Annotated in this window: 18 protein-coding genes; 6 read left to right on the top strand and 12 right to left on the bottom strand. The window is 62.8% G+C overall.

Annotated features, from left to right (window positions below):
* Positions 1-28: 28 nt before the first annotated feature.
* Genes EEB12_RS13940 through rfbA form a run of 3 tightly spaced genes read right to left on the bottom strand, consistent with a single transcriptional unit; the run spans position 29 to position 2,654 of the window.
* On the bottom strand, positions 29-1,120 hold the full coding sequence (locus EEB12_RS13940) for a S1C family serine protease (RefSeq protein ID WP_031332682.1): 1,092 nt from the start codon (positions 1,118-1,120) through the stop codon (positions 29-31).
* Between the two features lie 51 nt (positions 1,121-1,171).
* Positions 1,172-1,777, bottom strand: a complete 606-nt coding sequence (locus tag EEB12_RS13935; RefSeq protein WP_021342484.1) for a dTDP-4-dehydrorhamnose 3,5-epimerase family protein — start codon at positions 1,775-1,777, stop codon at positions 1,172-1,174.
* Position 1,778: 1 nt separating this feature from the next.
* Positions 1,779-2,654 (bottom strand): glucose-1-phosphate thymidylyltransferase RfbA, encoded by an 876-nt coding sequence (rfbA, locus tag EEB12_RS13930; protein WP_031332684.1) that lies wholly within the window; start codon positions 2,652-2,654, stop codon positions 1,779-1,781.
* Positions 2,655-2,752: 98 nt separating this feature from the next.
* Here rfbA and rfbB point away from each other — a divergent pair, with 98 nt between their 5' ends.
* Entirely contained in the window at positions 2,753-3,754 is a 1,002-nt protein-coding gene (gene rfbB, locus EEB12_RS13925) for a dTDP-glucose 4,6-dehydratase (RefSeq protein WP_019746435.1), read from the top strand.
* 7 nt (positions 3,755-3,761) lie between these two features.
* Here the strand turns inward: rfbB and EEB12_RS13920 are convergent, their stop codons facing one another.
* Together EEB12_RS13920 and EEB12_RS13915 are read right to left on the bottom strand one after the other, a co-directional pair.
* Positions 3,762-4,715, bottom strand: coding sequence for a YbhN family protein (locus EEB12_RS13920; RefSeq protein ID WP_153211149.1), 954 nt, complete (start codon positions 4,713-4,715; stop codon positions 3,762-3,764).
* A 124-nt stretch (positions 4,716-4,839) separates the two neighbouring features.
* Positions 4,840-5,556, bottom strand: coding sequence for a DapH/DapD/GlmU-related protein (locus tag EEB12_RS13915; protein WP_019746436.1), 717 nt, complete (start codon positions 5,554-5,556; stop codon positions 4,840-4,842).
* Between the two features lie 110 nt (positions 5,557-5,666).
* Here EEB12_RS13915 and EEB12_RS13910 point away from each other — a divergent pair, with 110 nt between their 5' ends.
* Together EEB12_RS13910 and EEB12_RS13905 are read left to right on the top strand one after the other, a co-directional pair.
* On the top strand, positions 5,667-6,767 hold the full coding sequence (locus EEB12_RS13910; protein ID WP_019746437.1) for a DegT/DnrJ/EryC1/StrS family aminotransferase: 1,101 nt from the start codon (positions 5,667-5,669) through the stop codon (positions 6,765-6,767).
* Between the two features lie 3 nt (positions 6,768-6,770).
* Positions 6,771-7,751, top strand: a complete 981-nt coding sequence (locus tag EEB12_RS13905; protein ID WP_019746438.1) for a Gfo/Idh/MocA family protein — start codon at positions 6,771-6,773, stop codon at positions 7,749-7,751.
* On the opposite strand, the gene EEB12_RS13900 is transcribed toward EEB12_RS13905, so the two are convergent.
* Positions 7,706-9,916 (bottom strand): hypothetical protein, encoded by a 2,211-nt coding sequence (locus EEB12_RS13900; protein ID WP_141487955.1) that lies wholly within the window; start codon positions 9,914-9,916, stop codon positions 7,706-7,708. The two genes, EEB12_RS13905 and EEB12_RS13900, sit on opposite strands and share 46 nt — an antisense overlap.
* A gap of 145 nt (positions 9,917-10,061) precedes the next feature.
* Between EEB12_RS13900 and EEB12_RS13895 the strand changes: the two genes are divergently transcribed.
* Entirely contained in the window at positions 10,062-10,868 is an 807-nt protein-coding gene (locus EEB12_RS13895) for a glycosyltransferase (protein WP_141487954.1), read from the top strand.
* 75 nt (positions 10,869-10,943) lie between these two features.
* Positions 10,944-12,818, top strand: a complete 1,875-nt coding sequence (locus tag EEB12_RS13890; RefSeq protein ID WP_037249282.1) for a glycosyltransferase — start codon at positions 10,944-10,946, stop codon at positions 12,816-12,818.
* Between the two features lie 3 nt (positions 12,819-12,821).
* On the opposite strand, the gene EEB12_RS13885 is transcribed toward EEB12_RS13890, so the two are convergent.
* From EEB12_RS13885 to EEB12_RS13860, 6 genes are all read right to left on the bottom strand, one after another.
* Positions 12,822-13,649 carry a TylF/MycF/NovP-related O-methyltransferase gene (locus EEB12_RS13885; protein WP_141487953.1) on the bottom strand — a complete coding sequence of 276 codons (828 nt, stop codon included), beginning with the start codon at positions 13,647-13,649 and terminating at the stop codon, positions 12,822-12,824.
* 46 nt (positions 13,650-13,695) lie between these two features.
* Positions 13,696-14,766 (bottom strand): ribosome small subunit-dependent GTPase A, encoded by a 1,071-nt coding sequence (gene rsgA / locus EEB12_RS13880; protein ID WP_141487952.1) that lies wholly within the window; start codon positions 14,764-14,766, stop codon positions 13,696-13,698.
* A gap of 174 nt (positions 14,767-14,940) precedes the next feature.
* Entirely contained in the window at positions 14,941-15,837 is an 897-nt protein-coding gene (locus EEB12_RS13875; RefSeq protein WP_113683459.1) for a glycosyltransferase, read from the bottom strand.
* Complete coding sequence (locus EEB12_RS13870; protein WP_007731776.1) at positions 15,834-16,640, bottom strand: ABC transporter ATP-binding protein; 807 nt, start codon at positions 16,638-16,640, stop codon at positions 15,834-15,836. The genes EEB12_RS13875 and EEB12_RS13870 overlap by 4 nt, the downstream gene beginning before the upstream one ends.
* A gap of 9 nt (positions 16,641-16,649) precedes the next feature.
* Complete coding sequence (locus EEB12_RS13865; protein ID WP_019746445.1) at positions 16,650-17,522, bottom strand: ABC transporter permease; 873 nt, start codon at positions 17,520-17,522, stop codon at positions 16,650-16,652.
* Between the two features lie 64 nt (positions 17,523-17,586).
* Positions 17,587-18,156, bottom strand: a complete 570-nt coding sequence (locus EEB12_RS13860) for a bacterial proteasome activator family protein (protein ID WP_003943894.1) — start codon at positions 18,154-18,156, stop codon at positions 17,587-17,589.
* Positions 18,157-18,288: 132 nt separating this feature from the next.
* Here EEB12_RS13860 and EEB12_RS13855 point away from each other — a divergent pair, with 132 nt between their 5' ends.
* The gene (locus EEB12_RS13855) at positions 18,289-19,491 is read left to right on the top strand and encodes a cysteine desulfurase-like protein (RefSeq protein WP_007731767.1); all 1,203 of its coding nucleotides are present in this window, start codon (positions 18,289-18,291) and stop codon (positions 19,489-19,491) included.
* Positions 19,492-19,506 lie beyond the last annotated feature (15 nt).

The following is a 19,506-nucleotide window of genomic DNA, read 5'->3' as shown; positions in this document are numbered from 1 at the left end:
ATGCTTTCACGGCTGGCGCCTTGTACGACTAGCGAGGTGGCCCCTCGTCGAGGACCAGGGAACCGGTCCCGGGTTGCCCGGTTGCGTCCACCCACGTCACCGCGACGGTGTCGCCGGGGCGGCGCGAGCTCATCGCCGCGTTGAGATCAGCGGACGACGCGATCCGGCTGCCACCGAACTCGGTGATGACCGCACCTTTGATCAGCCCCACCCGCTCGGCCGGCGAATCGAAGCTCACGGCAACAACTTCCGCGCCGGCCGGCATCTCCGCGTGATCCTTGACTGCGACACCGAGCACGGGCGTCGGTCCCACACGCACGGTTTCGGAGGAGCGGCCACCGAGTACCTGCTCGACGATCGGCAGCGCGGTGTCGATCGGTATCGCGTAGGACTGAGGCGCCGGCGAGGTTTCGGTGCGGTCGGTGACGGCGTTGCCCGCGCTGCTGACGCCGATCAGCTCGCCAACGGCATTGACCAGGGGGCCACCGGAATCGCCAGGCCGGATGTCCGCGTCCACCTCGATGAGGCCCTTCAACTGGTTTCGCGATCCGTCGGACACGTTGCGGGTGTTGACGGTGACACCGAGGTTGGTGATGACGCCGGGAGCTGGGACGGGTACTCCGCCGCCTTCCGCATTTCCGATTGCGGTGACGGCATCCCCACGAGTGGCTTCTGCTGATTTGCCGACCACAGCCACCGGCAGATCCGTGGCGCCCGCGAGTCGAAGGACGGCAAGGTCGCTGACGCTGTCGTACCCGAGGATCTCGGCGTCGTAGATCAGTCCGTTGGACATGCTGACGGCAGTGACGTCCGAGGCTCCGCTGATGACGTGGTGATTCGTGAGCACCACTCCGTCAGGGGAGAGCACGATCCCGGTTCCGGCGGTGGTGGTGAATCCGGCCGGCGCGGTGATGGTGACGATGGTGGGGACCACCTGGGCCGAGAGTTCCTCCGGGCTGAGCGGAACAACCGGCGCCGGTGGGGTGGTGGTGATGACTGTGACGGGGGCGGACTCGATCGTGCCCGGAGTCAGAGGCGGTGCGACCAGTGCGAGGGCGCCGAGTCCGGCTGCGAGAACGGCGGCCGTCCACAGACCGCGTCTGCCCGCACGTGTGGTCATCCAGCCGTCCGTCCCGCCGGTCGTCATCCCATCGAGTGTGAAAGGTGAAGATTACCGATTCGGCGAATCTTCGGCCACAAAACCGGGCAACAGGCCGTTCGTCCGGAGCGTCGCCAGGGACGGTGCGGCGGCGTCCTTTGCGGAGAGCTCGTAGGTCAGGGGGTCGCCATTACGGTCCGTCCTCGGCCATTCGATCGCGAGTTCAGGATCGAAGGGATCGAGGTCGCGGTCCAGGTTGGGGGAGTATTCGATGCTGCACAGGTACATCACTGTCGATCCGTCTTCGAGTGAAAGGATCGCGTGGCCGAGGCCTTCCGCCAGGAAGACTGCTCGTCGATCGACGTCGTCGATCACCACCGCATCCCACTCGCCGAAGGTCGGTGATCCGATCCGTAGGTCTACGACGACGTCGAGGAAGGCACCTTTCACGCAGGTGATGTATTTCGCTTGTCCGGGCGGATTGTCCGTGAAGTGGATCCCGCGGAGGCTGCCGGCTTCGGAAACGGAGCAGTTGGCCTGGGCCAGGTCGAGTGTGCGGCCGGTTGCGGCGGTGAAGGTAGAGCTTTTGAACCATTCGAGAAAGACGCCGCGGTGGTCGCCGAACTGCTTCGGCGTAATCTCCCACGCTCCAGCGATCTTCAGTGGACGAATTTCCACGTCACCATTCCTTGCCGTGCTCGATCAGTTCGAGTAGGTAGTGGCCATACCCGGATTTGCCCAATGCTTCTGCCTGAGTGCGCAATTGGTCGGAGTCGATGAATCCCTGACGCCACGCGACCTCTTCGGGTGAACCGATCTTGAGACCCTGGCGGTGTTCGATGGTCCGCACGTAGTTTGCAGCCTCGAGCAGGGAATCGGGTGTTCCGGTGTCGAGCCACGCGGTTCCGCGGGGGAGGACGTCGACGGTGAGTTTGCCTGCTTCGAGATAGCGCTGATTGATGTCGCTGATTTCGTATTCGCCACGCGCAGAGGGCTTCAGCGTGCGTGCGATGTCCACGACGTCGCTGTCGTAGAAGTAGAGGCCGGGGACTGCGTAATTGGATTTCGGTGACGTCGGTTTTTCCTCGATGGACACTGCTCGACCCGAGTCGTCGAATTCGACAACGCCATAGGCGGTCGGATTCGAGACCCAGTAAGCGAACACGGCTCCGCCGTCGATGTCGGAGAAACGCCTGAGTTGGGTTCCGAGGCCGGGGCCGTAGAAGATGTTGTCGCCGAGGACAAGCGCCACGGATTCCGATCCGATGTGATCCGCGCCGAGGGTGAATGCCGTTGCGAGGCCGTTGGGTTCGTGCTGGATCGCGTACGTGAGATTCACACCGAATTGTGAGCCGTCGCCGAGAACTCGTCGGAATTGCTCGGCGTCGTGTGGAGTCGTGATGATCAAGATGTCGCGAATGTCCGCGAGCATGAGAGTGGAGAGCGGGTAATAGATCATCGGCTTGTCGTAGACAGGCAAGAGTTGCTTGCTCACTCCGAGGGTGATCGGGTGCAACCGCGACCCGGTGCCACCGGCCAGAATGATTCCGCGCATGCGTGCAGTGTCCTGCACTCCTGCCCGCCGATGCAAACGGGACATGGCGAATTCTGCCGCTAAAGTGGGAGTTCGTTCGATGAACCTGAGGAGATGAAGTGCGACTACTGGTCACCGGGGGTGCCGGCTTCATCGGTGCCAATTTCGTTCATCAGACGGTGTCGACGCGTCCCGACGTGGAAGTCACGGTTCTCGACGCTCTGACCTACGCCGGAAATCGCGAGTCCCTGGCGTCCGTCGAGGACCGGATCACGTTTGTTCACGGCAACGTGGCCGACGAGCCGCTGGTCGACGATCTTGTCTCGCGCTCCGACGCAGTCGTGCACTTCGCCGCCGAAAGCCACAACGACAATTCCCTCGCCGACCCCGAACCGTTTCTGCGCACCAACGTCATGGGCACTTTCTCGCTCCTGCAGGCAGTGCGTTCACACGGGGTCCGTTATCACCACATTTCCACCGACGAGGTGTACGGCGACCTCGAACTGGATGATCCGGCGAAGTTCACGGAGACGACACCGTACAACCCGTCGAGTCCGTACTCGGCGTCCAAGGCGTCGAGTGATCTGTTCGTGCGTGCCTGGGTGCGCTCGTTCGGGATCGCGGCCACCATCTCCAACTGCTCCAACAATTACGGCCCGTTCCAGCATGTGGAGAAGTTCATCCCACGCCAGATCACCAATCTGCTCGACGGGGTGCGTCCGCGGTTGTACGGGGAAGGTCGCAACGTCCGCGACTGGATTCACGTCGAAGACCACAACCGCGCCGTCTGGGACATCCTGGACCGCGGAAAGTCCGGCGAGACTTATCTGATCGGCGCCGACGGTGAAACCGACAACCGGACGGTGATTGCGGCTCTGCTCGAAATTTTCGGACGCAAGCCGGACGATTTCGACTTCGTTACCGACCGCCCTGGTCACGATCTGCGGTATGCGATCGACTCGACGCGACTGCAGCAGGAACTTGGGTGGAAGCCGCAGTACCGCGATTTCCGAAGCGGACTGGAAGCCACCGTCGAGTGGTATCGCGACAACGAGCAGTGGTGGCGTCCGCAGAAGGCCGGCGTCGAGACGCAGTATTCCGCGTCCGAGAAAGTGGTCTGACCGAACGTCAGGCTTTGGTGGGGTCCGGCACCCGCGAGCGCTCGTGCACGAGTGCATTGCGCAGGCCCCGTGATCCCGACAACGCAGCCACGACGCCGGCAAAGACCTCACAGAGGGTGAACAGCAGCCTCGACGCCAGTGCGAGGCCGAGCGCGACGCCGGCATCCATGAACGGTGAAAGCGCTGCGACGATGACGGCTTCGCGGACACCGATTCCGGACGGGACGACAAAGACGAGGACCCCCGCGCACATACCGAGGGCGAGAGCGCCGATGCACTGGACGAGCCCACGGATTTCGAAGCCCGCCGAACTGGACGCGAGCAGCCACAACTGGATGCCGTAGAGCACCCAGCTTGCTGCGCACCAGCCCAAAGCGAGCGCAATCTTGTGCATCGTGAGCGGCTTGTGCAGCGGCGTGCGGCGGAGCAGTTTCAGCGCGAGATTCACCAGGCGTGTGAGCACCGGCGGGTAGGCGCAGACCAATGCGATCGGTACGAGGATGATCACGCCGACCGCTGCCGCCGTGCTGACCTCGAACAGGGCAGGTAGACCGAAGAGGCCGACGACCAGCGCCGAAGTTGTGCTCAACCCCACCGTGACCAGCACTGCGACAAAGCCTGCGGCACGGGACACACCGGCGCGCCTGACGAGTTCCGTTTGCAGAACGAAGGCCCAGACACTGCCGGGAAGGTACTTGCCGAGTTGGCCGACCAGATAAGCGCGAGCGGCGTCGAAGGCCGGGATCGGTTGTTCGAGGGCGCCGAGTGCGTGCTGCCAGGCCCGCACTGCGGCACCCATACCGAGGAAGATGAACACCGACGAGGCGGCAAGCGTCCACCAGTTCAGCTCGGTGATCGTGTTCTTGACCTCGGACCATTGGGACTTCACCGCGAAGATGATCGCGACGACGATCGCGAGGGTGACGAGCACCTTGAACCCGTTGACGAGAAGGCCGCGCAGAGCGTTCGGCTGTGCGGCCGGTTCGACGTCTTCGACCGGTTGTTCAGATTCGGGAGAGGTACTCACGCGCCTGCATCCCGCCCGTTCGTCATTTCGCAGACGATACCAACCAGGATTTGTCTCGCTAAACCACGAGCGGTTTGTCGGCGCGTTCCCGCCACCAGGTGAAGGCTTCCGAGAGTGAGTCCGGAATGGCCGGTGACGTGCCGAAGCTGCCGGCGGCGTAGAGGTCTTCGATTTCGGAAATATCCGCGTCCGAGATACCCGATCGGCTCATTCCGATCCGGTTGACACCGTTCAACGACACCGGGTTGCCGAATGCCTTCGAGAAGGGTGGAACGTCCTTGACCACGACGGTTCCCATCCCGATCATGGATCCGGAGCCGATGATGCGGCGTTGGTGCGCGACAGTGTGCATGCCTAGGTTGACGCTGTTTCCGACGCTGACGTGCCCGGCAAGCGTCGTGCCGGATGACACGACGCATCGGTCACCGATCTGCACGTCGTGCTCGATTCCCACTCTGTTCATCACGAAGCAGTCTTCGCCGATCTCGGTGCGGCGTTCGCTGCCCTGATGGACGGTGCTCAATTCGCGAATCGTCGTTCGAGCACCGATTCGAATTCCCAGACCGGCGCTGACCGACCAGGATGTCGGGTGTAGCGCGCCGAGGATCTCGGGGGGAGCTCCCAAGACCGCTCCCGCGCCGATCCAGCAATCGTCGCCGATCTCGAGTGGGCCGGTCAGCACGGCGTTCGGTCCGACCGTGACCCCTGCCCCGATCAGTACGTCGGCGCCGATGACGGCGGTCGGATGGATGTGGCAGTCGGCTCGTTCAGACATGCGGGTTCCGGAATCCTCTCGAAGTATCGAATCGTGTTTCGATACGCTTCCTGGGTTGTCGGGGTATTTCGTTCCGACGACGGTCGGATGAATCTATCGGAGGTAACTCAGTGATCGCGATATCCAGTATCTCGTTCGGGGAAGAAGTCGAGCGCGAGGTGCTGGACACTCTGCGATCGGGGATCGTCGCGCAGGGACCCAAGGTGAAGCGGCTCGAGGACGAGTTCGCGGCGCTGGTCGGGACGCGACACGCGGTGGCGGTGAACAACGGCACGACGGCGTTGATCGCGGCTCTGCAGGTCCAGGATCTTCAGCCAGGTGACGAGGTTCTGACCACGCCGTTCACGTTCGTGGCCACGCTCAACGCGATCCTCGAGGCAGGCGCGATGGCGAGGTTCGCCGATATCTCCGAGGCCGATTTCAATATCGACCCGGCAGTTGCTGCCGATCGAATCGGGGACCGCACGAAGGTTCTGATGCCGGTTCATCTGTACGGACAGTCGGCGGATATGGGCGCATTGATGCCGCTGGCATCGAAAAACGGTCTGACTGTCGTCGAGGACGCCGCTCAGGCCCACGGAGCGACGTACGACGGGCGAGGCGCCGGCAGTTTCGGTGTGGGTTGCTTCTCGTTCTATGCAACGAAGAACCTCACGACCGCCGAGGGCGGAATGATCACGACCGACGACGACGCGATCGCCGATCGACTTCGGGTCCTGCGCAACCAGGGCATGCGGGCGCGCTACCAGTACGAGATGGTCGGCCAGAACTACCGGATGACTGACCTCCAGGCGAGCTTGGCTCTGCCCCAGATGGCGACGTACATGCAGCAGGTCGAGGCGCGCCGCCGGAATGCGGAGGCCTTGCGTGTCGGCCTGAAGGACGTCGAAGGACTGATCCTGCCGAGCGAACTGTCCGGTCGTGGACATGTCTGGCATCAGTTCACCTTGCTGCTGGCCGAAGACGCACCTATCACTCGCGACCAGTTGAGTGAGCGTCTGGCCGCGAAGGACATCGGTAGCGGCATCTACTACCCGAAGGCCGTCTACGACTACGAGTGCTACCGCGAGCATCCGCGCGTCGTCATCGACGAGACGCCGGTGGCCACTTCGGTCGCGTCGCGGTGCCTGAGCATCCCCGTCCACGCTGCGTTGTCCGCCGGCGACGTCGATCAGATCGTTGCCGCGGTACGCGGCGCCATGGAGGCCTGAAAAATGACTGCTAGCAAGCCACGTATCGCTCTTGTCGGATCCGGTCAGATGGGCTCGCTGCATGCGCGGGTCATCGCGCAGTCGGCGCTGTGCGAGTTGGATCTGCTGATCGAGCCGCGCGAGGAGCAGGGCAAAGCTGTTGCTGCGCGGTTCGATACGCGTTGGGCCGCCGATTTCGACTCGCTCGACGGTATCGACGCCGTCGTGATCGCCGCTGCTACGCCGGCGCACTACGAGTTGGCCGGGCGGGTTCTCGATCTGGGTAAGCCTGTCCTGGTAGAGAAGCCGTTGGCTGCGACGTACGAGCAGAGCGTCGACCTGGTCGATCGTTCGCGCGCGTCCGGTGTTCCACTGATGTGTGGACTGCTCGAACGGTTCAATCCTGCTGTTCGCACCGCCCGCGAGTTCTCCGGCGATGTGTGGCAGGTGAACGGTATCCGCCACTCGCCGTTCGTTTCCCGCATTCCGACGGGTGTCGCGACGGACCTGCTGATTCACGATATCGACCTTGCCATCGGATTTGCCGGCTCGGAACCCAGTTTGGCAAAAGGGGAGTTCGGCTACTTCCACCCGACGTCCGTGCAGAACCGGTCGGAAGATTGCGCCGACGCCGTATTGCGCTTCGGATCAGGTGCTGTTGCAACGATTTCCGCGAGCCGGATCAGTCAGCGCAAGATTCGCCAGCTGTCGTTGCTCGAGGCCGATCGACTCATCGAGATCGATCTCTTGCGTCGCGACATCACGATCTACCGGCACATCGACGACAACATGCCCACCGATCGGGACGGCTACCAGCAGCAGACGGTCATCGAAATTCCGACGATCCGCTACAGCGAGGAACCGCTTGCCGCGCAGCTGACGCATTTCCTCGGATTGGTGCAGGGCACCGGTGACGCAGACGGTGAGCGAGCGTCGATTCTGCCCGCTCACCGCGCGGTTCACGAGGTGACGGAATCTGCGTTGGCTGCAGCGTTGTCGTCCTGACCGCTGCGTCGGCGTCGGAAGGCCCACGCTCCTTGAGACAGTGCCAGGAGCAGTCCGACGCCGGCGACAGTCCAACCGAAAGTACTTCCGGGTGGACTGAATTCGATGGTGAGGGTAGATCCGGATTCGGCGCTCGGCGGTAGATCCACCTGCAACAACCCGCCGGGGCTGGCCTTCGTCTCGACCGTCTGACCATCTACGGTCGCGCTCCAACCCGGCCAGGCCAGCAGGGCGAATGTGACCGTGCCTGATCCGGTGTATTCGACGGTTTCCCTGGTGTCCGTAGCGGCGGCATCGCCACGCACGTCGAGACCAGGCGTCGTTGCCGATACGCGACCGTCGGGCCACTGATGCTCGGTGGTGCGATGGCCGACCGTGACCACCCGATCCGGCGATACGGTCCACTCGCCCTCGGGTAGGGCGTCGAGGGCGCGTTTTCCGCCGTACGGTCCGGAATTCTGAACGACGACCGTGTCGACTCGCATCGCGTCGAGCCAGGACACACCCGTTCCCGGCGATTCGGCGAGCAGTCGGTCGACGCCGTCCGGACACTGGACGCCGCCGTAGTAGTTCAAGCACAGTGCTTGAACGAAATCGTTGTAGCTGATTCCGGCGTAGCTGTTGACGGCATTGACTCCGGCGGGCTGCCAGGCGTTGCCGAACAGGAGGTCACCCCACTGCCCGGTTTCGTTGTCCGGCGGGATGTTGACGGGGTCGGCAATCGCGAAAGTGGTTCCCTGGTAACGGTCCTCGAACTTGGACTCCAGGAATGCCACCTGCCTGGGGAACTTCCACGGTGTCACGTTGTAGTTTCCGGTGAACCAGAAATTGGTCTGAGCACTGAGCACGACGACGATGCCGACAGCGAGTGCACCGGCGAGGTAGCGGGGCTTTCGGTAGGCCACGACCAACGCGAAAACGGTGAGAACCACGGTGATGAGCAGCGATGCCGAGTGAATACCGATGTCTTCCGGGACATTCGACCAGGCAAGGTAGAACTGAAGTGCCAACAATCCCGCGGTGATGATTGATCTTGTCCGGATTCGATCACGATGCAGTCCGGCAGAGAGGGCGACCGCCGTGACCACGATTGCGGGCAGTTGACCGTACTCGAGCAGTCGCGCGGGCCAACGGAAAAGCCACAGATTCGACGGTCCGAGAAGTAGTACGACGTAGATTCCGCCGAAGACGAACAGCGAGACGCTGTGGCGGCCCAACTTCTTCAGTGACTTCCACTGAATCCACGGTGCGAGCGGTATGAGGAACCAAGCCAGGTACACCAGCGGAATCGTCATGGCAGGCGAAGCGAAAGCGGTGACGTACGGCTGGTTCGACGGGCCGGAGAGGTTGAGCAGGTCACCGAGATCGGGTCGAAGCGAACCGTCGTTCGCGATTCCGGACTGAGTACGCACCGACACGCCGGTGGTGAAGAGCAATGGTAGATACACGATCAGCGACATCATGATGATCGCTGCCGCGCTGATCATCAGTGATTTGATGCTGCCTGCGCGTTTGATTGCGATGCATTCCGCTATGACAGCGAGGTAGACGACCGCGACACCGACAGCGCCGTACGGGTTTCCGGTGGTCATCGCAAGATAGCCGAAAACGATCGGTACCAGGGGGTTCACTCGGCCGAGGGCGCTGGCGCGGGTAGACCACCAGACGTGGGGGATCCAGGCGAAGGCGATCAGCCCGGACGCCCAACTGGAGGCGTCGAAATAGAGCGTGTATCCGGCGAACGGCATGGCAAATCCGGCGATGAAAGCCATCGACCGATTGGCGCCGTACTGGCGGGCCACCAGATAAACGCCTACCGCGAGAATCGCCATGAATTGCATCTTGACCAGGGTGATTCCGATTCCCAGGTTCGGAATGAGTGCAATGGCAACCGAATCCAGAAGGATCACGGGATTGTATGTCCCGTAAAGGGCTTCGGCTGTGACATTGCCGCCGGCCCACAATTCGGGAATGAGCGTCGGCCATGACCCGGACAGGATTCGCTCGCCGATCGTGTGCCAACCAGGCGTGAAAGCTGCTGCGCTGTCGTCCCAGTAGTAGAACCACCGATTGGAGATCAGTGGGATGGCGGCGACGATCGACACCAGAGCGGCGAGAAGAATTGGCGGCACCACGCGTTGTGCGAGCGGTAAGTCAGATTTCACGATGTGCTTTCGTCTTCGAGTCGATGGCTGTTGTTCGGAGCCTGGGTCGTGCTCTTTTTCTCGGAGCCTGGGCTGCGCCTTGTTTCTCGGAGCGTAGTATTCCGACGAGTTCGAACTGCAGTCGGGGAAGTAAGGAGATCGGGACGTGGCGACATCGCGAACGGAACCCGTTCGTGGGGAACCAGCTACGCCGGAACTCTCGGTGATCATCCCCGCATACAACTCAGGCGAGGTGCTGGAGTCGACGGTGCGTCAATTCGCCGACTACTTCACCAACCGCCCCGCCGAGAGCGCCGGTCAGGTCGAGATCATCGTCGTGGAGAACGGTTCGACGGACAACACTGCCGACGTGTGTGCTGCTCTGGCAGCTTCCTGGTCTTGGCCTGGAGTGACCTTCCTGCCGATGAGCAGCGACAAAGGGATGGGCGCAGCGCTTCGCGCCGGGACGCTAGCTTCTCGTGGACGACGCGTGTTGCTCACCGCGGACGACCTTCCGTTCGGTTTCGGTGACATCGAAGGCGCCGACCGCGTGATGGCGGATCTAGGGTCCGTCCCGCCGGTGGTCATCGGTTCGAAGGCTCATTCGGACTCAGAGGTGGAACGTGGCTTGCTGCGTTCGGTGATGACGGGTGGATTCGCGACGCTGCGACGGGTGGTGCTGGGTACCCGCACGGGCGATCCCCAGGGAACTTTCATCGTCGACGGTGTCTTGCTGCGTCGAATCGCACCCTCGTTGACCGAGCGTGGCTTCCTTTTCACCACCGAACTGGACTACGCGCTCGAATTGGCCGGAGTACGCCCGGTCGAGGTCCCGATCCGACTCAGCGACGATCATCTGGCGCATGCGAGCCGTATCTCGCCCAAGGACGTGATCCAGATGGCGAAGGGTTTGTTGTCGCTTCGTCGGCGAAAGACCGAGCTGCGGGCGGCCGCTGCAGTGAGTGATCGCTAGGAGTAATCGCGGGTAGACCTGGTGTGTCTCGGTGCCCGGGGCGCCGAGGTGCGGATTCGCGATACCCTGCGGGGCGTGGATACCGTGAACACGACCGATGACCAGTCCGATTCCGGAGTCGAGTTGATCGAACGCAGCGCGACGTCGGATCGACTGCTGGCGCAGCGGACGTTGTTCACCGGAACTTCGCCCGTCGCCAGTGACGAACTGTATGCGGTGACCAAGGTCGGTATGTCGACGCGATCGCGGTTCGAGTTGCGGCTTCAGCCGGGCGCGGTCGCGCACACCAATACCTTCTTCGGTCGTTTTCCGGCCAGCTACTGGCAGCGCTGGACCAATGTCACCGAGGTCACCGTCACTGCACATGTCGTGGCCGATACCGCTTGCCGCATCCAGATCCAGGCCTCGGACATCGGTGGCCACCGTCGTATCGTGACGAACGTCGTCGTGACCGGCGACGAGCGAGTGTCCATGACCGCCCCGCTCGATACTTTCGTCGACGGCGGGGCACTGTGGCTGCAGTTCGAAGCGCAGGGTGGCGGCGCAGTGGTCGACGATGTGGAATGGACCGTCGTCTCGCCGGAGTCGATTCGCCCGGTAGCCGTGGCGATCTGCACGTTCAATCGTGCGGACGACTGTGCGCGCACGGTCGAGGCCCTCGCGTCCGACGAGCGTGTACTCGCGTTGCTCGACGCTCTGTACGTCGTCGATCAGGGAACGGATCCGGTAGAGAGCCGTGAGCTGTTCCAGGAAGTGTCGAAGAAGTTCGGTTCGCGGTTGCAATATCTGCGGCAGGCGAATCTGGGTGGTGCCGGCGGATTCACCCGGGGCCTGTACGAGGCTTCGGCGGCCGGGCCGCACGCCGACGTGATCTTGATGGACGACGACATTCTGTGCGAACCCGAATCGGTTCTTCGACTGAGTGCGTTCGCGAACATGACGACGGAGCCGGCGTTGATCGGTGCCCAGATGCTCTTCCTGTTCAACCCCGACTACCTGCTGGCTTCGGGTGAACGCGTGGATCTGGGCACGCTTCAGCGTGGTGTACCGACCGATGAGCACGGTGTTCGCAACCGGAGTGTGCTCGAGAAGCTGCCGGAACGTCGCGTGGACGCCGAATACAACGGCTGGTGGTCTTGCCTGATCCCTGCTGAAGCCATCGAGCGGATCGGCTTGCCACTGCCGGTCTTCTTCCAGTGGGACGACGTCGAGTACAGCTTGCGGGCTGGGCGGGCCGGGATTCCCACCATCACGTTGCCGTCGGCTGCTGTCTGGCATGCGGACTTCTATTGGAAGGACGTCGACGGTTTTGCGCACTACTTCAGTACGCGCAACGGACTGATCACCGCTGCGCTTGACCCAGGGTTTGCACCCAAAACCCTCGCGAAGCAGCTCTCCCGCGACATTTCGCATTCGATCGTGGGTTTGCAGTACGGCCTTGCACATACGCAACTCCGGGCGATCGAGGGATTTCTCGAGGGGCCGGCAGGTTTGGCGGACGGTGGGCAGAAGGCGCTTGCCGCGATCAACCAGGAACGTAAGCGCTTCCCTGAGACGGTAACTCGCCCGGCCTCCGAGCTGCCGGGGAGGCTGCCGATCCGTCGTGTTGCGCCGAGCCCGAAACCCGGTTTGTGGACAGACCTCGTTTTGGCGAAACGCGCTGTGATGCAGGCACGCAATCACCTCGAGCGGGGTCCGGTGGCGATCTCGTACGAAGACGCGCAGTGGTGGCACGTCGGACGTTTCGATCACGTCTTCGTCACCGATGCTTCGCAGGGAGGCGTGCGTGAACGCCGCTTCGACAGCGAGAAGGCCGCCGAGATGAGCGGTCGCCTCGCCGGCGTCATGAAGCGGTTCCTCGCCGAAGCACCAAGTGTGGCTGAAGCATTCGCTCGCGAGTTCCCGCAGCTCACCAGCCGCGAGAACTGGGCTCGACTGTACGAGAAGTGAGCCTCAACGCACTATCTTGGCGATGACCTGCTCGTTGTCGACGGTGTACCCGAGATATTCGAACGAGATGCCGGTGCGTGTGACGAACTCCGTCCACGCCCGGTACTCGTGCTGCTGCCACCCGGGATAGTTGAAGAACTCGTCGAAGACGACGATCGACCCGGGGACCAGTCGGTCGCCGAGGAGATCGAGCACGGTCTTGGTGGACGAGTAAAGGTCGGCGTCGAGGTGCAGGAACGCAACGGGGCCGGATTCGTCGTTCAGGAACGAGGGCAAGGTGTCCTCGAAGAGGCCCGGAACAAGTTGCGCTCCAGGCACTTCGGGGATGGATTCCTGTGCGAACTCGCCGACCGGGAACCCGGTGCGCCAGGTCTCCGGAAGGCCGGAGAACACGTCGAAACCTGCGACGGTCCCCTCGCGTTCGGGGAAAGCCTCCGCGACGATCCTGAGTGTGGTTCCGCTGGCAACACCGAATTCGAGTGCCATGCCGGGGATTTCGATCAAGCCCAGTGCATGGCGAAGCGTGTCGTGTGGGTGGGCGAACGTCTCGGCGACGCGAAGGTGTTCGAGGATGAACTCTGCGGTCGATGCCGTCGCTTGCAGGTCGACGGCGTAGGCCAGATCCCGACGCTGACGAAATTCCAGCTCGTCGATCCTGGACCGGAGGCCCGCGATGTCACCGCGGGCCTCGGCCAGTTCGTCACGTGAGAGAGCCAGCGCGTCGAGGATCTGTTGCGTGCGGTCTGCGTTGCGCCGGTCGGCGGCCTCGACCACCTCGGATACCGCACGCTGAAGCTTGGTCCTGGCGCTGGAACGGAACTGCTCGAACATGGCAACCTCTCGTCGGGATCACCCCCATGCTGCCAGGCTTTCTACGCTACCGGTCCCGACCGCGGTAGTGACTCTTGAGCTGTCGGGAGATCACCTTGATCGCCCGCGTCCTCTCTGCCTGCAGACGAGCATCGCTTCGCGCGGCGTTCCATGCATTCTCTCGCTGTAGTTTCCGGTAGCTCGCAAGTCTCCGTTCGTCGATATCGCCGCGCCCGAGTGCGCTCAGGACTGCGCATCCCGGCTCGGAGTTGTGTGCGCAATCGGAGAACCGGCACTCCGCAAGCAGTTCCTCGATCTCGGGGAACGTCTTGTCGATCCCCTCCGCCGCGTTCCACATGCCAACCCCTCGCAGGCCGGGTGTGTCGATCAACGTCCGGGCGCCGGAGAAGGGGATCAGTTCTCTCGTGACTGTGGTGTGGCGTCCCTTTCCATCGCCGATTCGAACGCGGCCGGTCTCGAGTCGATCGGCGCCTGTGGTGTCCGCGAGGAGTGCGTTCGCGAGCGTCGACTTACCGGCGCCGGATGGACCGAGTATCGCCACGGTGCCGTCCAGAACTGCATCGAGTACATCCATTCCTTCGTTGGTCTCGGCACTGACGGCCAGCACTGTTGCGCCGGGCGCAATGGCAGAGACCTCAGCTAGAGTGTCGGAGATATATTGAGCTGCATCCGATTTGGTGAGTGCGACGACAGGTGTTGCGCCACTTTCCCAGGCGAGTGCGAGTAGTCGCTCGATGCGCCCGAGATCGACGTCGCCGTCCGAAGCCGTGGCGATGACGACGGTGTCGACATTGGCCGCCAGAATCTGGCCTTCCGATTTTCCGGATGCCGAGGATCGAACGATGCTGCTTGATCGGGGGAGTATCGAAGTGACCGTGTGCATCTCGGGTTCGCGTGAGTCCCGTAACTCGGCCACGGCGACCCAGTCACCCGTACAGAGTGGATCGCTGCCGCTGAGTGCGCGAACTGTACCTTCGGCGATGGCCACGTCACACCGTCCGCGGTCGACGCGAAGAACGCGCCCGGGTACGGAGTCCGGTGGCGCCAGGGCAGTGAATGTGTTCGAGAGTGTTGCGTTCCAACCGTATTCGGTCAGGGGCGTGCTGTTTTCCGACATGGTGATTGTGTCCTCGAGTACGAAGAAGTGTGAATGTTGACGGCGCTGAAACTGCGGAACACGACAGTCATCAATACTCACTCCTCGAAAATCTCAGGACGCACCATGCGTCGGATCAGAATCGTCTCAGCCGCAGACGCGACTGTGCAACTGAATTAACTCGGGGCGGCCGACTTAACTCGGACGTTCGAACTTCTCTTCCCGGCCGAGCTTGCGCAATCGCATCCACTCGCGCAGTCCGGCCGGATCGCGGCGTGTGATCAGGAAGTACCAGCCGAACCGAACCCATTCCTGCGGAAGCAGTTTCCGCATTCCCGGTTGGGAGAGGATGTATCCACGGTTGCGGTACGTGAAGTAGCGCTTCGTGTCGTTGTCGGGGTACTGCGTGTGCATGCGTCCGCCGAGGATCGGCTTGAACTCGTCCGCGCCGTTGGGGTGGACGTAGGCAGTTTGCAGGCAGGTACCGAACTTCAGGCCGGAGCGCACGAGGCGACGGTGTACCTCGACCTCGTCGCCGCGGACGAACAGGCGTAGATCCGGAACTCCGACGGCATCGATCGCGTCGGCGGTGAACAGTGCGCCGTTGAAGAGGGACGCGATGCCGGGCAGGAGATCCTCGTCGCCGAGTTCGGAACGCAACCGGCGCCACGACGTACCGCGGCGAAGTGGGAAGGCGAGGCGGTCGGGGTTGTCGATGTCGCAGACGACGGGGGAGACCTCGGCCAGGTCGTTCCGAATTGCACAGTCGAGCAGTGTTTCCAGGACTTCGGGGCCCTCCGGGCGGCCGTCGTCGTCGGCGAGCCAGACGCGGTCGGCGCCGAGTGAAAGCGCGTAGAGAATGCCAAGAGCAAATCCTCCGGCACCGCCGAGGTTGTGCTGAGAACCGATGTAACTGGTCGGCAGTGGAGCGTTGTCGACGAGCTCTTTCACATCGGCTTCGTCGGCATTGTCGACGACAACCAGATGATCGAGCGGACGCGACTGGGTGCTGAGAACCTTCAAGGATTCGGCCAGCAGTTCACGACGCTTGTGAGTGACGACGACCCCGATGATTTTCTCGGGTGCGCTCACGGGGTGTTCTCCCGTTCCATTTCCTTGATCACGTGGCGCACGTGTTCGGCGGCGTCGTCACCTTCGTAAGCGCGCACGACGTCTTCGATGTCGCCTTGCATGCGGATCTGGCCGTGGTCGATCCACATCGCGCTGTTGCACAGCTGAGCGAGGAATTCGTTGGAGTGGCTGGCGAACACCAGGATGCCGGAGCGTTCCACCAGCTTCTGCAGCCGGATGCGGGCCTTCTTCATGAATTCGGCGTCGACGGCACCGATGCCCTCGTCGAGAAGCAAGATCTCAGGATCAATACTGGTCACGACGCCCATGGCAACGCGTACGCGCATGCCGGTGGAGTAGGTGCGCAACGGCATGGAGAGGTATTCACCGAGTTCGGTGAATTCGGCGATCTCGTCCATCTTCGCGAGCATCTGCTTGCGGGTCTGACCGAGGAACAGGCCGCGGATGATGATGTTCTCGTACCCGGAGATTTCCGGGTCCATGCCGACACCGAGGTCGAAGACGGGTGCGACGCGCCCGCGAATGCTGGCGGATCCCCGGGTGGGTTCGTAGATTCCGGAGAGCAGGCGCAGCAGGGTGGATTTGCCGGCGCCGTTGTGGCCGACGAGCCCGATGCGGTCGCCTTCCTTGAGCGTCATCGTGATGTCGCGGAGCGCTTCGACGACGACGACATCGGAGTCGTTGCGGCCGATGGATCCTCCGGCCTTGCCGAGGAAGGCCTTCTTGAGCGAGCGGGATTTCGCGTCGAAGATCGGGAAGTCGACGCACGCGTTCTGCGTGTGGATGCTGACTGGCTGACTCATGTGTTTCCTCTAGACCCAGTAGGGCACGCGTGCCCGGTACTTGCGGAGTGCCAGAATCGCGACGGCCCAGCCGACGACGGTGAAGGCGATGACGATGTACCAGTGGTATGCCTGCTGGTCGGCCCCGATGAGTGGTGCTCGGATGATCTCGAGGTAGTGGTACAGGGGGTTGAGCTCGGCGAGTCGCACGCGCCCTGCGGCTTCTGGACTTTGATCCTTGAGAGCCTGCGTCGTCCACATGATCGGCGTCAGCACGAACAGCAGCAGGGTGAGGCTGCCGAGGATGGGGGCGATGTCGCGGTACCGGGTGGAGAAGATACCGAAGACGATCGAGACCCACAGCGTGTTCGCGACGATCAGCACGAATGCCGGTATTGCCGCGAGCGCCGTCCAGCTCATGTTCTGCCAGATACTGAACGCGAACAGAAGAACTATGTAGATCGCGAAGTTGTGCGCGAAGAACAGCACCTGTCGCCAGACCAGGCGATAGACATGCACACTCAACGCCGACGGCAACTGCTTGATCAGGCCCTCGTTGGCGATGAAGACCTCGGAGCCTTCGAGGATGCTTGCACTGATCAGGTTCCACACGATCAGCCCGACCGTGACGTACGGCAGGAACTCCTTGAGCGGAATGTTCAGCAACGCGGAGTACAGAAGACCCATCGCGGCGGCCTGAACGCCGGTGGCGATCGTGATCCAGAACGGTCCGATCACCGACCGGCGGTAGCGCTGTTTGATGTCCTGCCAGCCGAGGCTGAGCCACAACTCACGCTGATTCAGACCGTCGCGAAGGTCTTTGAACGCACGACGGAACGTCTGGGAGTCGGACACGGGCGCAGGTGCGTCCGGCGTCTCGGATTCGATTGCGGATGCTGACACGGAGGTCGAGCCTACCGGCCTGGCGTCGGCGCCGGATTTCCCTCGGACCTAGTGGTGGTCCGAGTTACAGATACTGGCCGGTTCCTGGGCTCTGTTGGTCCGGATGTGCAGGCGAATGCGGAGCCCCGATGCTCATGCCGGGAGGCAGTGCGCCCTGACGCATTTGTTCGAGCTGAGCGCGCGCTGCCATCTGCTGGGCGAACAGTGCGGTCTGAATTCCGTGGAACAGTCCTTCGAGCCAGCCGACGAGTTGGGCCTGCGCGATTCGCAGTTCGGCGTCGGAGGGAATGGAGTCGTCGGTGAACGGGAGGCTCAGTCGCTCGAGTTCTTCACGGAGTTCGGGTGCCAGGCCCTGTTCCAGTTCTCGGATGGACGAGGTGTGGATGTCCTTGAGGCGCTTGCGGCTGGCGTCGTCGAGCGGCGCGGCGCGCACTTCCTCCAAGAGTTGTTTGATCATCGTGCCGATTCGCATGACCTTGGCCGGCTGCTCGACCATCTCGGCGACGGACTCGGCTTCGGATTCCGCGCCTTCGGTGGTGCCGGAGGTGGAGGCCTCTGCCTCGGCCGCCGGCATCGCGACGGGTCGACCGTCGGGTCCGATAACGAGTACCTGCTCTTTGTCGGGGTTCGTCATGCTTCCATCTTGTCGTGTGTGGGCGACAAACGCCGCGTAACCCCCAAAAAGTTAGCTATCGAATAACTGTACTGACGGGTAATTGGGTGACTGCCTTCGACTAAGCGGGCGTCTGCACCTAGAGTGTCGAGCATGGCTTACGACGTTGCCCGCGTACGGGGGTTGATTCCCTCACTCGGTGACGGCTGGATCCACCTCGATCCGCAGGCCGGAATGCAGATCCCGGACGCCGTCTCGCGGACGGTCTCCACCGCGTTCCGTGCCTCTGCGTCTTCTTCCTCCGGTCGCCACGTCTCGAACCGTCGTAGTGCTGCCATTCTCGAGAGTGCGCGCACCGCGGTCGCCGATCTGGTCGGCGGAGATCCTGCGGGAGTCGTTCTCGGATCAGACCGAGCGGTACTGTTGGCTTGGCTCGCCGAGTCGCTGAGTTCGCGGTTGGGACTCGGAACCGGTCTCGTGCTCTCGCGCCTCGACGAAGAGGCGAACGTCGCGCCCTGGCTTCGTGTGGCCAGTCGCTACGGCGCTCAGGTGCGATGGGCCGAGGTCGAAATCGAAACGTGTGAGCTCCCGAGTTGGCAGTTCAACGATCTCATCACCTCGACGACTCGCTTGGTGGCCTTGACGGCCGCATCACCGGTCGTCGGTTCGGCTCCGAACGTCCGTGCCGCAGCTGATCGTCTGCACGAATTCGGCGGACTGATGGTGGTCGACGCCGTCGGTGCAGCGCCATATGCGCATGTGGACATGGCTGATCTCGGGGCGGACATCGTTGCCGTCAGCGCGCCGTCGTGGGGCGGTCCACAGGTGGGCGCACTCGTCTTCCGCGATCCCGGACTGCTCGACCGGATTCCGGCCGTGTCGCTCAACCCGTACGCGCGTGGCGCCGAGCGACTCGAGGTGGGCGGTCATCAGTTCGCGCTGCTGTCCGGTCTCACGTCGTCGATCGATTTCCTGGCGGGCTTGGACGAATCGGCAACGGGAACCAGGCGTGAGCGCCTCGAAACCTCGATCAGCTCGCTGCAGGACTATCAGGACGGTCTGTTCGATCACCTCATGCGTTCTCTCGCAGCCCTGCCCAACGTGATGGTGATCGGCGGCGCACCCACGCGGGTGCCGACGCTCAGCTTCACGCTCGAGGGGATGGCGGCAGACAAGGTCGCCGCGCACCTGGCCGACAAGCGCATCGCAACGGTCAGCGGTACGCATGGTGGTTCCAGGCTGCTCGACGCCCTCGGTGTCAACGACGAAGGCGGCGCGGTCACCGTCGGCCTTGCGCCGTACACGACGCGGTACGAGATCAATCAGCTGGTCGCCGAACTCGGCGCCCTGGGCTGATCGATCCCGCTCGGC

It is taken from the genome of Rhodococcus sp. WS1 (assembly GCF_003797745.1).
Lineage (GTDB): Bacteria > Actinomycetota > Actinomycetes > Mycobacteriales > Mycobacteriaceae > Rhodococcus_F > Rhodococcus_F erythropolis.
This window is presented reverse-complemented; position numbering and strand designations above follow the sequence as displayed.

Bases quoted from the DNA above. Each gene is read 5' to 3' on its own strand.
- EEB12_RS13940 (WP_031332682.1), bottom strand. From the start codon at position 1,120: ATGACCACACGTGCGGGCAGACGCGGTCTGTGGACGGCCGCCGTTCTC.
- rfbA (WP_031332684.1), bottom strand. From the start codon at position 2,654: ATGCGCGGAATCATTCTGGCCGGTGGCACCGGGTCGCGGTTGCACCCG.
- EEB12_RS13915 (WP_019746436.1), bottom strand. From the start codon at position 5,556: ATGTCTGAACGAGCCGACTGCCACATCCATCCGACCGCCGTCATCGGC.
- EEB12_RS13905 (WP_019746438.1), top strand. From the start codon at position 6,771: ATGACTGCTAGCAAGCCACGTATCGCTCTTGTCGGATCCGGTCAGATG.
- EEB12_RS13885 (WP_141487953.1), bottom strand. From the start codon at position 13,649: ATGTTCGAGCAGTTCCGTTCCAGCGCCAGGACCAAGCTTCAGCGTGCG.
- rsgA (WP_141487952.1), bottom strand. From the start codon at position 14,766: ATGTCGGAAAACAGCACGCCCCTGACCGAATACGGTTGGAACGCAACA.
- EEB12_RS13870 (WP_007731776.1), bottom strand. From the start codon at position 16,640: ATGAGTCAGCCAGTCAGCATCCACACGCAGAACGCGTGCGTCGACTTC.
- EEB12_RS13860 (WP_003943894.1), bottom strand. From the start codon at position 18,156: ATGACGAACCCCGACAAAGAGCAGGTACTCGTTATCGGACCCGACGGT.
- EEB12_RS13855 (WP_007731767.1), top strand. From the start codon at position 18,289: ATGGCTTACGACGTTGCCCGCGTACGGGGGTTGATTCCCTCACTCGGT.